Consider the following 15,165-nt stretch of genomic DNA (forward strand, 5'->3'; position numbering starts at 1 on the left):
CTCAGCGGGAAACGCCGAGCAGCCGATCCAGCACCTCGGGCTGCGTACGCAGCGTCGCGGCGTGATCGGCATGCACCACGGTGCCGTGGTCGAGCACCACCGCCTCGTCCGAGATGGCGAGGATCGCCTGCGGATGCTGCTCGACGACGATCGCCGCCAGCCCTTCATCCCGCGTGATGCGGCGGATGGCGCGCAGAAGCTCTTCCACGATGATCGGCGCGAGCCCTTCGAGCGGCTCGTCGAGCAGCAGCAGCGTCGGGTTCACCACCAACGCGCGACCGACTGCGAGCATCTGCTGCTCGCCGCCCGACAACTGCGTGCCCAGGTTGCTCTTGCGCTCGGCCAGGCGCGGGAACATCTCGTAGACGCGCTGTGCATTCCACCTTCCCGGCCGTTCGACCGCGGTGAGGTTCTCGTGCACCGTGAGCGACTTGAAGATATTGCGCTCCTGCGGCACCCAGCCGATACCGACCGCGGCTCGCTGGTGCGAAGGCAGCTTGTGCAATGCGTTGCCGCCGAGCGTGATCGTGCCGGCATGCTGGCGCGTTGCGCCTGCGAGCGTGTTGATCAGCGTGGTCTTTCCGGTGCCGTTGCGGCCCAGCAGCGCCAAGGTCTGCCCTTCGCCGAGCGAAAAGGAAATATCGTGCAGCACGACCGCTTCGCCGTAACCCGCGCTCAGGTTCTCGATACGCAGCAGCTCAGACATGTGCCTCTCCATGGCCCAGGTAGACCTCCTTGACCTTCGGGTCGTTCGCGATCGTGTCCGGGTCGCCTTCAGTGAGCAGCGTGCCATTGACGAGCACCGTCATCCGGTCGGCAAAGCTGAACACCAGATCCATGTCGTGCTCGATGAGCAGCACCGACACGTCGGCCGGCAGTGCGGCCACCGTCTCGAGCAGTTCCTCGCGCTCGCCCGCCGGCACGCCAGCCACGGGCTCGTCGAGCAGCAGCACGCGCGGCTCGCAGGCCAGCGCGATCGCGATTTCGAGCAGGCGGCGCTTGCCGTAGGCCAGATGCTTGGTCTGCTGGTTGGCAACGTCGGCGAGCCGGAACTGCTCGAGCAACTGACCCGCACGTTCGGCAACCTGCTTCGAGCTGCCCAGCGGCCGCCACCAGTCGGTGCCGGCGCCGGTGTGCTGCGAGACGACGAGCGCGAGCGTCTCCAGCGGCGACATCGAATCGAACAGCTGGTTGATCTGGAAGGTGCGCACCATGCCGCGCGCCACCCGCTTGTGTGGTGCGAGGCGCGTGATGTCCTCGCCTTCGAGCACGATGCGGCCTTCGGTCGGCGTGAGCACGCCGGTCAACAGGTTGATCAGCGTGGTCTTGCCCGCGCCGTTCGGCCCGATCAGCGCATGACGCGCGCCGCGCCGCAGGTTCAGCGACACGTTGTTGGTTGCCGTGATGCCGCCGAAGCGCATCACCAGGCCGGTGGCCGAGAGGACGATGTCGTTCACGTTGTTGTTGTTTGCAGAGCTCACGGCTTGGCACTCCCTGCACTTTTCCGGGCGCCGAACCAGGTCCAGGGCTTGAGCAGCCGGTCACGGCCGACGAGCACCAGCAGCACGAGAATCAGGCCGATCCAGAACATCCAGTACTGCGGCGTGACCGCAGAGAGCGTGTCCTGCAGCACCTTGAACACGATCGCGCCGGCAATGCCGCCGTAGAGCCAGCCCACGCCGCCGATGACCAGCATCAGCATCACGTCGGCCGAGCGGTCGAAGGCCAGCACGTCGAGCGATGCGAAGCCCGTGGTCTGCGCGAGCAAGGCGCCCGCGCCGCCCGCCACTGCGGCGGCGATGGTGTAGATCACGGACAGGCGCGGAACCACCGGGATGCCGATCGCCATGGCCCGCAGGCGGTTGTCGCGGATCGCCTTGAGCGTCGCGCCGAACGGCGAATGCACCAGCCGGCGCATCAGCAGGAAGAGCAGCAGCGTCACCGAGAGCGAATACCAGGCGGCCGTGCGACCGAAGAGATCGAAGTCGAACTTGCCGAGCACAGGGCCCATGACCACGCCCTGCAAACCGTCGGTACCGCCGGTGAGCCAATCGAGCTTGTTCGCGAGTTCGAGCAGGAGCAGTGCCGTGCCGAGCGTGACCATCAGCCGCGTGAGGTCGGTGCCGCGCAGGATGGTGACGCTTGCGATGGTGCCCAGCAGGCCCGCGACGACGATCGCCACGACCAGCCCGACCGTCGGATCGGGCATCACGTGCTTCGCGAACAACGCGGCCGTGTAGGCGCCCAGCCCGAAGAAGCCTGCATGGCCCAGCGACACGATGCCGGTGTAGCCGAGGATCAGGTCCAGAGACATCGCAAAGAGCGCGACGATCGCGATCTCGTTGATCATGAGCGCGTGCGACGGAAGCAGCAGCGGCAGCACGAAGGCCACGGCCCACACCACGAACTCCACCGGGCGCCAGCGCGCCTTTGCCAGCAAGGGGGATTGGAAGTCCATCACCGGCCTCCCTTGCGCGTGAAGAGACCTTGCGGCCGCCACATCAGGATGAGGATCATCAGCAGGTAGACGGTGAAAGCGCCCATCTTCGGAATGAAGTATTTGCCCGCCACGTCGGCGATGCCGAGCAGCAGGGCCGCCAGCAGCGGCCCGGTAATCGACGTGGTGCCACCGACCGACACCACGATGAGGAAATAGATCATGTACTTGAGCGGAAAGGTCGGATCGAGCCCGAGGATCTCGGCCCCCAGCGCACCACCCAGACCCGCCAGCCCCGAGCCAACCGCGAAGGTCAGCAGGAACACCACGTTGACATTGATGCCCATGCCCGCGGCGACGCGCGGATCGTCGACCGAGGCGCGCAGCCTGCTGCCGAAGCGGGTCTTCGTGAGGATCAGTTGCAGCACCACGGTGAGCAACGCGCAGACCGCGATGATGAAGATGCGGTAGTGGCCCATGCCCAGCATGAACGGGCCGTCGCCGATCTCGGTGCGGCCGCGCAGCCAGTCGGGCAGATGCACGTTCTGCTGCGACGAGCCGACGAAATAGTCCACCGCCGCCACGGCCATGAAGGCAAGCCCGATCGAGAACATCACCTGGTCCAGGTGCGTCTTGCCGTACATCGGACGGTAGAGCGTGCGCTCGAGCAGCGCGCCCACCGCGCCGACCACGATGAACGCGAGCGGCAGGCAGAGCAGAAATGGCACGCCGAGCTTCTGCATGGCGAAGACCGTGAGATAGCCGCCCGCCATGGCGAAGGCGCCATGCGCGAGGTTGATGAAGTTCATCAACCCGAGCGTCACGGCCAATCCAACCGCGAGCACGAACAGCAGCATGCCGTAGGCAATGCCGTCAAAAAGGATGGTCAACATGCTGCTGTCCGGAACCCTGTCGTGATTACTTCGTCTTGCCTGGGTCCTTGACGGCCTTGATCACGTCGAATTCGACGTTGTAGAGCTGACCGTCCTTCTTCTCGACCTTGCGCAGGTAGATGTCCTGCGTGATGTCGCGCGTCTGGGCGTCGATTTCGACCGGGCCGCGCGGGCTTTCGAACTTCAGGCCCTTCATCGCGGCCAGAAGCGCGTCGCCGCTGCCTTCGCCCTTGGTGGCCTTGAGCGCTTCGTAGACCATGTGCATGCCGTCATAGCCGCCCATCGCCATGAAGTTCGGGCGCAGGCCCTTGTTGGCCTTGTCGAAGGCCTCGACGAACTTCTTGTTCAGTTCCGAAGGATGTGCAGCCGAGTAGTGGTGCGAGGTGACGATGCCGAGCATGCCTTCGCCCATGTTGTTGAGCTGTTCGTCATCCGTCAGGTCGCCGGTTCCGATGGCCTTGATGCCGGCCTTGTCCAGACCACGCTCGAAGAACTGCTTCATGACCGCAGCGCCGTTGCCCGAAGGAACGAAGATGAACAGCGCGTCGGGCTTGGCATCGCGAACCTTCTGCAGGAAGGGTGCGAAATCAGGGCTGCGCAGCGGCACGCGCAGCTTCTCGATCACCTTGCCGCCGTTCTTCTCGAAGCGCTCGCTGAAGAACTTCTCGGCGTCGTTGCCGGGACCGTAGTCCGACACCAGCGTCACGACCGACTTGATGCCGTTCTTCGGTGCCCAGTCAGCCAGGCCGACGGACGCCTGCGGCAGCGTGAAGCTCGAACGCAGCATGTACGGCGAAGCCTCGGTGATGGCCGACGTGGCGGCCGCCATCGTGATGGCCGGGGTCTTCGACTGCGTGGCGATCGGCGCCACCGCGAGTGCGATCGGCGTCAGGCCGAAGCCGGCAAGCACGTTGACCTTGTCATTGACCACCAGCTCCTGCGCGATGCGCTTGGCAACGTCCGGCAGACCGGTGTCGTCCTTGACGATCAGTTCCACCTTCTTGCCCGCAACGGTGTCGCCGTGCTGCGCCATGTACAGGCGCGCCCCTGCTTCGACTTCGCGGCCGGTGGAGGCCTGCTGCCCGGTCATGGGCAGGATCAGGCCGATCTTGAAAGTGTCGGCGGCATAGGCCAGCGGCATGGCCAGCGCGACGGCGGTCAGGCTGGCGGCCTGGACGAATTGACGACGAAGCATGAAAACTCTCCTTCTGCGGTAATGCTGGAACGGGAAAAATCGGGGGCTATTGTGACTAAATGCAATGTCGCGGGAACGCCGACAAACACCTAGCTTTCGATGCGGACAAAAGTTCTTTGCGCGATAAAGGGATACGGCGCGCGATCATCGCGCAAAGCTTGCGTTCATTCTTATGCAGCTCTTAATCGCGGCGGCGGATCAGCTTGACGGCCGGCAGTGCGTCGCTTTGCGCGCCATGCAGGGCCTCGCGCAGGTTGCGTTGCGCGATTCGGCTGTGCTCGCGCATCAGCGCCTCGGCGCGCGAACCTTCGCGGTTCTCGATGGCGTCGAGCACTTGCCAGTGCTGGTCCTGCGCGACGAGCAGCCTGTCGCGCGCGCCCGGCGAATTCGCCTCGACGACGACGAAGCCCGAGGGCGACGCAAAAGGCAGGTTGGTCACGCGTTCGGTCTGCATCGCGATCAGCGGGCTGCCAGACATCTCGGCGAGAAGGCGGTGGAATTCCTCGTTGTAGGCGACGTAGCGCGAAAACGCGGCGTCATCGAGCGCCGGCTCGCGCATCAGTTCGTCGATGCGCTTGAGGCATGCGCGCGCATCGCGCATCACCATCTGCGGCGCGCCGCGCTCGGCGGCGAGGCGGGCTGAGAGGCCTTCAAGCGTGCCGCGCAGCTCGATCGCGTCGCCGACATCGCGTTCGGAAAAGGTCCGCACCGCGTACCCGCCGCTCGGCAGCGCTTCGAGCAGGCCTTCCTGTTCGAGGCGCATGAGCGCACTGCGCACCGGCGTCCGGGACACGCCCAGCATCTCCGAGATCGCCACTTCGGCGATACGCGCGCCGCCCGCCAATTCGCCCGCGAGCACCATCTCCCGCAGCCGCAACTGGGCCTTGACGACCTGCGAGCCGCCGGCTTCGGCATGGGACAGAACGGACGGGCTGGGTGGATTCACGGGATACGGAATGTATCCAAAGATCACCGAGAATCGCCTCCTTTTGCACCCAGACGAGGGTAAACACTGAGTCGGATGTATCCGTAAGCGCATGCCGCTGTGCGGATACGATCGACCGTTCTTTTCCAGATATCGACCGGAGCCAACCATGTCCGAACATGCCCACCTGCCCGCGCGCTACGACCACGTCGGCAGCTTTTTGCGTCCCAAATTCCTGCTCGAAGCCCGCGAGCAAAAGGCCAAGGGAGAAATCACCCCCGAGCAACTTCGCAAGGTCGAAGACAAGGCGATCACCGAGATCGTCAAGTTCCAGGAAGACATCGGCCTCAAGAGCATCACCGACGGCGAATTCCGCCGCACCTACTTCCACATCGACTTCCTCGAACAGCTCGGCGGCGTGAAGACCGACATCCCGGTCACCATCCGCAAGCCCGATGGCACCGAAGAACTGGCACCACCGGTCATGCGCGTGATCGACAAGGTCCGCCACGCCAAGAACATCCAGCTCGCCGATTTCGAATACCTCAAGAGCCAGGTTTCGGCCGGCAACACGCCGAAGGTGACGATCCCCTCGCCCACGATGCTGCACTTCCGTGGCGGCCGCGCCGGCATCAGCAAGGACGCCTACCCCGAGCTCGATCCCACCTTCTACGACGACGTCGCCAAGGCCTACGGCGATGAGCTCCGTTCGCTCGCCGCTGCCGGCTGCACCTACGTCCAGATGGACGACACCAACCTCGCCTACCTCTGCGACGAGAAGATGCGCGAAGCCGCCCGCCAACGCGGTGACGACCCCAACGAACTGCCGCACCGCTACGCCAAGTTCATCAATAAGGTGGTCGCGCAGAAGCCCGCCGGCATGACGCTCGCGATGCACCTGTGCCGCGGCAACTTCAAGAGCACCCACGCCGCGGCCGGCAACTACGAGCCCGTCGCCGAAGCGCTGCTCAAGGAGATGGACCTCGACGCCTACTTCCTCGAATACGACGACGCGCGCTCGGGCGATTTCCGCCCGCTGCGCTTCCTGCCGAAGGGCAAGACGGTCGTGCTCGGCCTCGTGACCACCAAGTTCGGCCAGATGGAAGACAAGGACGAGCTCAAGGCCCGCATCGAAGCCGCCGCCAAGTACGTTTCGCTCGACCAGCTCGCGCTGTCGCCCCAGTGCGGTTTCTCCAGCACGGTGCATGGCAACAACATCGCGGTCGAGGCGCAACGCGCCAAACTGCGCCTCGTGGTCGAAACCGCCCAAGAGGTCTGGGGAACGTCCTAAGCCTGCCCCCGGGGCTGCGCCCAGCGGCCCGGGCTGTTTGATTTGCAACTGCTGTGAAGTAGGCTTCGGGCCTATGAAGCTCTACACGGGTCCGCTCAGCATGTTTGGCGCCAAGGCGCAGATCGCGATGCTCGAAAAGGGGCTCGCTTTCGACTGCGTCATGGTGCCGTTCGACCGCGACGACAACTACGAGCCCAAGCACCCCGAGGTCCTGCGCGTCAACCCGAAGCGGCAGGTTCCGGTGCTGATCGACGACGGCATCGAGCTGTTCGACTCGACCCAGATCTTCGAGTACCTCGAAGACCGCTTCCCGACCCCTCCCCTCTGGCCCGCCGACGTCGCCGACCGCGCCAAGGCCCGTCAGCTCGAACTCAAGTCCGACGAGGTCTTCTTTCCTCAGGTGGTGAAGCTCTTCGGCCTCCAGCACGACATGCAAAGCGCGCCGGCTGTCGCGGCGTGTGCGGCCTGCGCCCGCTTCTACGACGAGATGGAAGCCCTGCTGGTCGACCGCGACTACCTCGCGGGCCCCTACTCCTTCGCCGACATTGCCTTCTACATGGCCCATGTGTTCGCCGACCGCAAAGGCGCAGGCATGACAGAAGCGACGCAGCGTCTGGTCGCCTGGCGCGACCGCGTAGGCGCGCGTGCGCCAGTCCGGCAGGTCGTGGGCACCATGATGAAGTTCCTCGCGAACAACGGCCGTCCGGTGCCGGTCTTCCTGCAACCGCTGCTGCTCCGCACGTGAACCAGATCGACGACTGGCTCGATTGGCTGCCCTCACCGTCGCAGCACCTGCTGGTCGTCACCTTCGCACTGCTGGTCTATGTGTTGACCAGCCGCGCCAAGCGCGAGCAGCGCGCGCCCTCGACCGCCATCGCCTGGGTGATGGGCCTCGCGCTGCTGCCCTACGTCATCCTCCCGATGTACCTGCTGTTCGGCCAGCGCAAGCTGCGTCCGGCAGGTGCGCCGCGCCCGCCGCGCGCCAATCCGGCCGGCCATTGGGCGGCCGACCTGATCGAGAGCTTCGGCCTCGCGCCGCCGGGGCCGTGCGCAGTGCGCCTTCATTCCGACGGCGCAGCGGCGCGCGATGCGCTCTTCGAGGTGATCGAGGGCGCGCGGGTGCGGCTCGACATCTGCACGTTCATCATTGGCGACGATGCGCTCGGCCACGACATCATCAACCGGCTGGCGCGTCGCGCCCGCGAGGGTGTGAAGGTGCGCGTGCTGCTCGATGGCTTCGGCGCGCTGTCACTGCCGCGATCGCATTTCGACACGCTACGCGACGCGAACGCCGAGATCGCGGTGTTCCGCCCGATCTTCAGCCTGCAACGAACGGGACCGCGCAATCTGCGCAACCACCGCAAGTTCACCATCGCGGACGATCAATGGCTGTGGTCGGGCGGGCGCAATCTAGCGGGCGAATACTTCACCGGCAACGACGACCACCCGGTTCCGTGGCGGGATCTTTCATTCGACCTGCAGGGGAGCGTCGCGGCCGCGGCGGCGCGGCAGTTCGACCACGACTGGTCGTCGGTCCGCGGGCACAAGCCGCGCGAGGTGGCGGCAGGCGACGTGCATGTGGAAGGCGAATTCGCGCAACTGCTGCCAAGCGGCCCGGACCAGACCGAAGACACCGCGCAGGCGCTGCTCATCGATGCCTGTTTCCGCGCCGAGCACCGGGTGCTCGCCATCACGCCTTACTTTGTGCCCGGGGATGGCCTGCGCGATGCACTGCGACTCGCTGCGCGACGCGGCGTGCAGGTCACGATCGCCATCCCGGCGCAATCGAATCACCGGCTCGCCGACTTCGTTCGCGCGCGGGCCATGCGTGACCTCACGCGGGCCGGCGTGATCTTCCGCATGCTGCCTTTCATGGCCCATGCCAAGGCGGTGGTGGTGGACGACAACCTCGCGCTGTGCGGTTCGATCAACCTCGACATGCGCAGCCTGCTGATCAACCACGAGGCGGCCGTGGTGTTCTACGGTCACGAGCAAATCGACTGGCTCGCCCAATGGATCGAAACCACGGCATCGGCCGGCGACACCTACCGGGCGCGCCAACCCGGGCTGATTCGTGACGTGGCCGAAGGGTTGTTGCTGACCATTGCGTTCCAGCTTTGAGCCTTCCTGGCCGATACTCGTCGGCCGAAACGCAACCCGCAACCCAACCTCAGGAGATCTCCATGGGAAAAGTCGTGCAGTACAAGCGCCCGGACGGCGGCAGCGTCAATGGCTATCTGGCCGAAGCCGACAAGACGTTCGGGTCGGTGGTGGTGATCCAGGAATGGTGGGGCATCAATGACCAGATCCGCGGCGTCGCGGACCGCTTTGCCAAGGCGGGCTTCACCGCGCTGGTGCCGGATCTCTACCGAGGCAAGTCCACGGTCGAGGCCGAGGAAGCGCATCACCTGATGAGCGGCCTGAACTTCGGTGACGCTGCATCGCAGGACGTGCACGGCGCCGTCCAGTTCCTGAAGGCGCGCGGCGGCAAGGTGGGCGTCACGGGCTACTGCATGGGCGGCGCGCTGACCGTGCTGAGCCTGACCATGTCGCCCGAAGTCGACGCCGGCGTGGTCTGGTATGGCTACCCGCCGCTTGAATACGTCGATGCCTCGAAGATCAAGGCCCCGGTGCAGGCGCATTGGGCGACACAGGACCAGGCCTTCGCAATTGCCGGCGTCGATGCACTCGAAGAAAAGCTGTCGGGTGCGGGTGTTCGCTACGAAGGCCACCGCTATCTGGCCCACCATGCCTTCGCCAACGAAACCGCGCAGGGGCCGGGCCGCATCCCGATCACGCAATACGACGCGACCTGGGCGCAACTCGCGTGGGACCGCACCCTGCGTTTCTTCGGCAAGGAACTGGCCGCCTGATTCAGGGCGCCTCGGGCGCCTTGTTGCAGTAGCTTGCGTTGCCCAGGCCCGTGCCGATGGTCAGCACGGCCCAGCGCTTCACATCGCGCATAAAGGGCAGTTCGCTCAGGCCCTGCACCACCGCGTCGTTGTGCATGAGCGCCACGGTCGGTTCACCGCCGATCGTCGGGATCCGCTTGCAGAGACTGCTCGGCAGATGGAAGTTCTCGCTCTCCCAGTCGCCCGGCAGGTTCTGCGCGCCGCGCGCGATCGATCCGTCCTTGCGGATCAACCCCGGGCAACCGATGCCGATGAACGGTGCAAGGTCGATGCCCTTCTTGCGGCAATAGCGCATCTGCTTTTCGAGCATCTCCACCAATCGATCGACCAGCACCTTGCGGCTGGGCCCGTCGTCGGCATGGCGCCACTTTTCGCGATGAATCACCCTGGCCTTCGAGAGGTCGCGCGCACGCCTTCTGCGCGTCTTCACGATGCCGCAGCGCACATTGGTGCCGCCGATGTCCAGCGCAAGGATCGCGTCATGCCCCTTCAGCAGCGGCGGCGGTATCAGGTGCACCCAGCCCAGCAGGCCGCCGTCGTCGGTCTCGTGGCTGATGCGGCCCAACTGCACCGAAATCCGCATCTCTTCCAGCAAGGCTGCCGTCTGCAGGATCGCACGTTCGCCGACATCGCTTTCGGGAAAGCCGCCGCCGATCACGATGCGCTCCACGCCCTTCCATGACGGATGGCGCATGAATCGGTCGATCACCCACGCCAACTCTTCCGCGAACTCCTCGATGACGCCGTGCACCACGTCCGCCGCCTCGGAGGCCTTCTTGCCCAGCACTTGATCGAGCGCCTTCTTCGTCAACTCCTTGGAGTGCAGGCCGCCCAGCGGATCGTTGCCCTTGCTGCGGCGACGACGACGCCAGCGTTCGAGCAGTTCGCGGAATGCGGTCTGACTCGCCTGGTCGCCGACGAAACCATCCTTGTCGCGCAGCTGGAGGCTGTAGCCCTCGACCACCACCGTCGGCAGCTCTCGTGCGCCATGCACGTCGGGCAGCAGGTGGTTGTCGTCGGCGGGCTTGCGGTGCTTGTGCTTGGCCATGCGCTTGCGCTCCTTTGCCGCTCAATCGGCGGTGGTCTTCAATATGAGGCTCGCGGTTTCGTCCGGCGCGTCCCAGTGCGGATAGTGGCCGCAGCGCTCGAACCAGTGCAGTTGCGCGTCCGGAAAGGACTTCAGTGCACGCCCGGCCTGCCTGGGAAAGCAGATCCGGTCGGAACGTCCCCAGCCGATCACGAGTCGCTTGCCGGGACTGCCGGCGGCGATGCCTTCCATCGGCGCGGCCCGCACCAGCCCGTCGAGCGTCGCGCCGAACGACACCGAAGTGGCGCAACTTCGCATCTCCTCCAGCACGTTCGAACCGGAAAGCAGTGAAGGCTGCGCCGAAAGCTGTTTCAGGAGCAGCCCGCGCGACCATTCGTGCGTGGCGATCGCCGGCATCGGCCGCTTCATGAGACGCGCGATCCGCCACCAGAAGCACACGGAAGCCCGATAGGCATGCCGCTCCCATCCGGCCCAGAAGCCCACGGGGGCCAGCGACACGACAGCACCGACCACCCCGCCCCGCCGCGCCAGTTCGAGCACGAGTTGGGCGCCGACCGAACTGCCGACGGCATCCGTGCCGAGAAGGTCGTGCTCCCGGAGAAACTGCGAGACGGCATCAGACATCGTCCGGATCGACACTTCGCCCGCCAGGGGCGGACTCTTGCCGAACCCCGGCAGGTCGATCGCCGTCACGCTGCGCTTGGCGGCCAGGGGCCCCAGCACTGTCCGCCATGAACGCCAATTGCCGCCGAGCCCGTGAACGAGCAGCAACGGCTTGCCTTCGCCGCGGCGGACGTAGTTGATGAGCACTCTTTCAGTTTGCGTTCAGGTTGACCCCCCAAGGCATCGGCCCGGCGCACGACCCGCTGTAGGAGAACACCTCGGGCCCGTGGAGCGCCGCTGGCCCGCATGCCGGTCCGGCCGATACACTGGATCGATGACGCCGCTGCGCCGCATCTGGTTCGCCGCCCTTGCCAGCCTTGGCCTCCTGTGGGGCGCGGCCCCATCGCACGCCCAGGAGGACACTCTCCGCGTCGGGTCCAAGCGGTTCACCGAGTCGTACATCCTCGCGGAGGTGCTTGCGCAGACGGCCGCGCCGCATCTGCCGAAGCCGCCGGTCGTGCGGCAAGGGCTCGGCAACACCGCCATCGTCTACGAGGCACTGAACTCCGGCGGCATCGACCTCTACGCGGAATACACAGGGACGATCGCGCTGGAGATCCTCAAGAGCAATGGACCGATGACGCCCGACCAGATGAATGCCGCGCTGCGCCCGCTGGGCCTGGGCGTCGCGATTCCGCTGGGCTTCAACGACGGCTACGCGCTCGCGATGCGCGCAGCGGACGCCGACCGGCTCGGCATCCACAACCTGAGCGACCTCGCGAACCATCCCGAACTGAAGCTGGGCCTGTCGAACGAATTCATCGGCCGCGCCGACGGCTGGCAGGGACTGGCCGAACGGTACGGCTTCAAGCAGACACCGACCGGCCTCGACCACGGCTTGGCCTACGACGCGATCGCCGCCAAGCAGATCGACGTGATGGACATCTACACCACCGACGCCAAGATCGATCACCTCGGCCTGCGCGTGCTGGAGGACGACCGAAAGTACTTTCCGCGCTACGACGCCGTGGTGCTCTACCGCCTCGACCTGCCCACGCGTTGGCCGGCCGCATGGGCTGCCTTGCAGAAGCTCGAAGGCCGCATCGACGAACGCGCGATGATCGCCATGAATGCGCGCGCCGAGCTCAACGGCGTGGGCTTCGACACCATCGCGCGCGATTTCCTCGGGCAAGGCAAGGCACAGGCGCCGACCGCTGCAGCGGCATCCGGCGAAACTGCCGCGCGCGGCTTCACCGCGAAGCTGTTCGGTCCGGACCTCGGCCGACTCGCACGCCAGCATGTGCTGCTGGTCGCGATCTCGGTCGGGCTCGCAATCCTGATCGCGGTGCCGCTCGGCATCCTGGTGTTTCCGCACCTGCGCGCCCGCGCGACGGTCCTCGGACTCACCGGACTGCTGCAGACCATTCCGTCGCTCGCCCTGCTGGCGATCCTGATTTCGCTCGTGGGTGTGATCGGCACCGTTCCCGCGCTGATCGCCCTCACCCTCTACTCGCTGCTGCCGATCATGCGCAACACGGTCACCGGGCTGGCCGAAGTGCCGGCCGGGCTCCGGATGGCCGGTACCGCACTGGGCATGACTTCCGGGCAGAGTCTTCGCATAGTTCAACTGCCGCTGGCACTGCCCACCATACTTGCCGGCGTTCGGACCGCCACGACCATCGCGATCGGCACCGCGACCATCGCCGCCTTCATCGGCGCCGGTGGCTTCGGCGAGCGGATCGTGACGGGGCTCGCGCTCAACGACCGGCAACTGCTTGCCGCAGGTGCGATTCCCGCCGCGGCGCTGGCGCTGCTGAGCGAAGCGATCTTCGAAATGATCGAGTACGTGATGCGCCGCGGGCGCTGAAGCGACCGGCGATCCCTTACACTCGCCGAGTCAGGAGAGAGCCCCGCCAGACGGGGCCGCCGAAGGCGCAGGGCCCCGCATTGCAAGGGCCCGAACGCTCAGGCAAAAGGACTGGCGAAGCGCCCGATTCGGGCGTTTCCTTGCTGGAGAGAGGCGGCCCGTCGCAACGACGGAATCGTCCACCGAAGGAGCAAGCCCCGATCGTGGGGTGAATCTCTCAGGTAAAGCGGACAGCAGGGGTGGCCCATGGCTTCGGTCATGGATTCGGACTGCCCCTTTGCCTTTGGAGAACACCTTGGCCTCCGCATCGACCGACGAACTTCTGAAGACCCCGCTCCACGCGCTGCATGTGGAGCTCGGCGCCCGTATGGTGCCCTTCGCGGGGTATTCGATGCCCGTGCAGTACCCCTCCGGCCTCATGGCCGAGCACAAGCACACACGCGAAGCCGCCGGCCTTTTCGACATCTCGCACATGGGCCAGCTGCGGCTCGTCGGCCCCGATGCGGCGGCCGCATTCGAAACGCTCATGCCGGTCGACGTCGCCGGTCTGGCGGCGGGTAAGCAACGTTACGGCCTGCTGCTGAACGACGACGGCGGCATCCTCGACGACCTGATGTTCTTCAACGAAGGCCACGATTCATGGTTCGTGGTGGTCAACGGTGCATGCAAGCAGGCCGACATGGCGCTCATCAGCGCCAAGATCGGGAATCGCTGTCAGGTCTTGCCGATGCCCGACCATGCACTGCTTGCGTTGCAAGGCCCGCAGGCGGCATCGACGCTCGCTCGGCTTTCACCCGGTATCGAGCGGTTCGTCTTCATGACCGGTGGCGCAGTGCAGATCGGCGGCATCGCGGCCTTCGTCACCCGCAGCGGCTACACCGGCGAGGACGGCTTCGAGATTTCCGTCGCCGCAGCCGACGCCGAAGCGCTTGCGCGACTGCTGCTCGCGCAGCCCGAAGTCAAGCCGATCGGGCTCGGTGCACGCAATTCACTGCGACTCGAAGCCGGTCTTTGCCTCTACGGCAACGACATCGACGAAACCACTACGCCGGTCGAGGCCGCGCTCGGCTGGGCGATGCAGAAAGTCCGCCGCGCGGGCGGTGCGCGCGAAGGCGGTTTTCCGGGCGCAGAGAAGATCCTCGCGCAGCTCACCGCATCGACGGGCGCTGCCGGCCATCTCGACCATCACACGCTCACGCGCAAGCGCGTGGGCCTCGTCGCGCTCGAGCGCATTCCGGTGCGCGACGGCACACCGCTCGAATCCTTCGAAGGCGCAGCCATCGGCCATGTCACCAGCGGCCTGCTCGGCCCGACGGTCGACCGCCCCATCGCGATGGGCTATGTCGCGCTCGCCTACGCCGAGCCGGGTACGCGCATCCAGGCGATCGTTCGCGGCAAGCCGGTGCCGATGGAAGTCAGCACCATGCCTTTCGTTCCCGCGCGTTATTACCGCGGCTGACGTTTCACACTTCCGTTCATCCGTTTTCTTCATCAAGGAGCTTTGTTCATGACCACCAAGTACACCAAGGATCACGAGTGGGTCCGCACCGAATCGGATGCGGCGCTCGTCACCGTCGGCATCACCGTCCACGCGCAGGATGCGCTGGGCGATGTGGTCTTCGTCGACCTGCCGGAGGTGGGAAAGTCCTTCGCCCAGGGTGAGGTGGCTGGTGTGGTCGAGTCGGTGAAGGCGGCAGCGGACGTGTTCATGCCCGTTTCCGGCGAGATCACTGAAGTCAATGAAGCGTTGCGCGCCGATCCGTCGCTGGCGAACAGCGCGCCGATGGAAGGCGGCTGGTTCTTCAAGGTGCGTGTGAGCGAACCCGCACAACTCGAAGCCCTGCTCGACGAAACCGCCTACGAGAAGTTCTCAGCCGAGAGCTGACCACCCCTAGGCTTCGCGCACTGCGTGTCGCTCTCGCCACCCCCTTCGAGGGGGCGATACCAGCAGCCTGGCGAAGCCAGTTCTGCGGTATCCCTGGTCAAAACCGGAA

The 15,165-nt window shown here is 65.7% G+C and carries 15 protein-coding genes and 2 riboswitches; of the genes, 7 read left to right on the plus strand and 8 right to left on the minus strand.

Going from position 1 to position 15,165, the window contains the following annotated elements; genetic code table 11:
- Position 1: 1 nt before the first annotated feature.
- The 6 genes from FHW64_RS16610 to FHW64_RS16635 all read right to left on the minus strand — a co-directional run bounded on the left by FHW64_RS16610 (position 2) and on the right by FHW64_RS16635 (position 5,471).
- Positions 2 to 706, minus strand: a complete 705-nt coding sequence (locus FHW64_RS16610; protein WP_184528162.1) for an ABC transporter ATP-binding protein — start codon at positions 704 to 706, stop codon at positions 2 to 4.
- Positions 699 to 1,457, minus strand: a complete 759-nt coding sequence (locus tag FHW64_RS16615) for an ABC transporter ATP-binding protein (protein ID WP_311733335.1) — start codon at positions 1,455 to 1,457, stop codon at positions 699 to 701. The genes FHW64_RS16610 and FHW64_RS16615 overlap by 8 nt, the downstream gene beginning before the upstream one ends.
- Before the next feature lie 20 nt (positions 1,458 to 1,477).
- Entirely contained in the window at positions 1,478 to 2,458 is a 981-nt protein-coding gene (locus tag FHW64_RS16620) for a branched-chain amino acid ABC transporter permease (protein WP_184528164.1), read from the minus strand.
- The gene (locus tag FHW64_RS16625; RefSeq protein ID WP_184528166.1) at positions 2,458 to 3,330 is read right to left on the minus strand and encodes a branched-chain amino acid ABC transporter permease; all 873 of its coding nucleotides are present in this window, start codon (positions 3,328 to 3,330) and stop codon (positions 2,458 to 2,460) included. The genes FHW64_RS16620 and FHW64_RS16625 overlap by 1 nt, the downstream gene beginning before the upstream one ends.
- 25 nt (positions 3,331 to 3,355) lie before the next feature.
- Positions 3,356 to 4,525, minus strand: a complete 1,170-nt coding sequence (locus tag FHW64_RS16630; protein WP_184528167.1) for an ABC transporter substrate-binding protein — start codon at positions 4,523 to 4,525, stop codon at positions 3,356 to 3,358.
- A 181-nt stretch (positions 4,526 to 4,706) separates the two neighbouring features.
- Positions 4,707 to 5,471, minus strand: coding sequence for a GntR family transcriptional regulator (locus tag FHW64_RS16635; protein WP_311733317.1), 765 nt, complete (start codon positions 5,469 to 5,471; stop codon positions 4,707 to 4,709).
- 148 nt (positions 5,472 to 5,619) lie between these two features.
- Here FHW64_RS16635 and FHW64_RS16640 point away from each other — a divergent pair, with 148 nt between their 5' ends.
- From FHW64_RS16640 to FHW64_RS16655, 4 genes are all read left to right on the plus strand, one after another.
- Entirely contained in the window at positions 5,620 to 6,741 is a 1,122-nt protein-coding gene (locus tag FHW64_RS16640; protein WP_184528169.1) for a 5-methyltetrahydropteroyltriglutamate--homocysteine S-methyltransferase, read from the plus strand.
- A gap of 73 nt (positions 6,742 to 6,814) precedes the next feature.
- A complete protein-coding gene (locus FHW64_RS16645) occupies positions 6,815 to 7,486 on the plus strand; it encodes a glutathione S-transferase family protein (protein WP_184528171.1) in 672 nt (223 codons plus the stop codon).
- Positions 7,483 to 8,862, plus strand: a complete 1,380-nt coding sequence (locus tag FHW64_RS16650; RefSeq protein ID WP_311733318.1) for a phospholipase D-like domain-containing protein — start codon at positions 7,483 to 7,485, stop codon at positions 8,860 to 8,862. Before FHW64_RS16645 ends, FHW64_RS16650 begins: the two co-directional genes overlap by 4 nt.
- A gap of 62 nt (positions 8,863 to 8,924) precedes the next feature.
- Positions 8,925 to 9,614, plus strand: a complete 690-nt coding sequence (locus FHW64_RS16655; RefSeq protein ID WP_184528173.1) for a dienelactone hydrolase family protein — start codon at positions 8,925 to 8,927, stop codon at positions 9,612 to 9,614.
- A gap of 1 nt (position 9,615) precedes the next feature.
- Here FHW64_RS16655 and FHW64_RS16660 read toward each other — a convergent pair whose 3' ends face one another.
- Entirely contained in the window at positions 9,616 to 10,701 is a 1,086-nt protein-coding gene (locus FHW64_RS16660; RefSeq protein ID WP_184528175.1) for an ROK family protein, read from the minus strand.
- Positions 10,702 to 10,722: 21 nt separating this feature from the next.
- Positions 10,723 to 11,511 carry an alpha/beta fold hydrolase gene (locus FHW64_RS16665; protein ID WP_184528177.1) on the minus strand — a complete coding sequence of 263 codons (789 nt, stop codon included), beginning with the start codon at positions 11,509 to 11,511 and terminating at the stop codon, positions 10,723 to 10,725.
- Positions 11,512 to 11,638: 127 nt separating this feature from the next.
- Here FHW64_RS16665 and FHW64_RS16670 point away from each other — a divergent pair, with 127 nt between their 5' ends.
- From FHW64_RS16670 to gcvH, 3 genes are all read left to right on the plus strand, one after another.
- A complete protein-coding gene (locus FHW64_RS16670; protein WP_184528179.1) occupies positions 11,639 to 13,171 on the plus strand; it encodes a glycine betaine ABC transporter substrate-binding protein in 1,533 nt (510 codons plus the stop codon).
- 29 nt (positions 13,172 to 13,200) lie between these two features.
- A riboswitch (glycine riboswitch) is annotated at positions 13,201 to 13,287 on the plus strand.
- Positions 13,288 to 13,304: 17 nt separating this feature from the next.
- Positions 13,305 to 13,415: riboswitch (glycine riboswitch) on the plus strand.
- Positions 13,416 to 13,466: 51 nt separating this feature from the next.
- A complete protein-coding gene (gene gcvT, locus FHW64_RS16675; RefSeq protein ID WP_221210385.1) occupies positions 13,467 to 14,630 on the plus strand; it encodes a glycine cleavage system aminomethyltransferase GcvT in 1,164 nt (387 codons plus the stop codon).
- Positions 14,631 to 14,678: 48 nt separating this feature from the next.
- Positions 14,679 to 15,056, plus strand: a complete 378-nt coding sequence (gene gcvH, locus FHW64_RS16680) for a glycine cleavage system protein GcvH (RefSeq protein WP_184528181.1) — start codon at positions 14,679 to 14,681, stop codon at positions 15,054 to 15,056.
- The last annotated feature ends 109 nt before the right edge of the window (positions 15,057 to 15,165 follow it).

The sequence above is a fragment of the Variovorax sp. Sphag1AA genome (assembly GCF_014192575.1).
Classification (GTDB): Bacteria; Pseudomonadota; Gammaproteobacteria; order Burkholderiales; family Burkholderiaceae_C; genus Variovorax.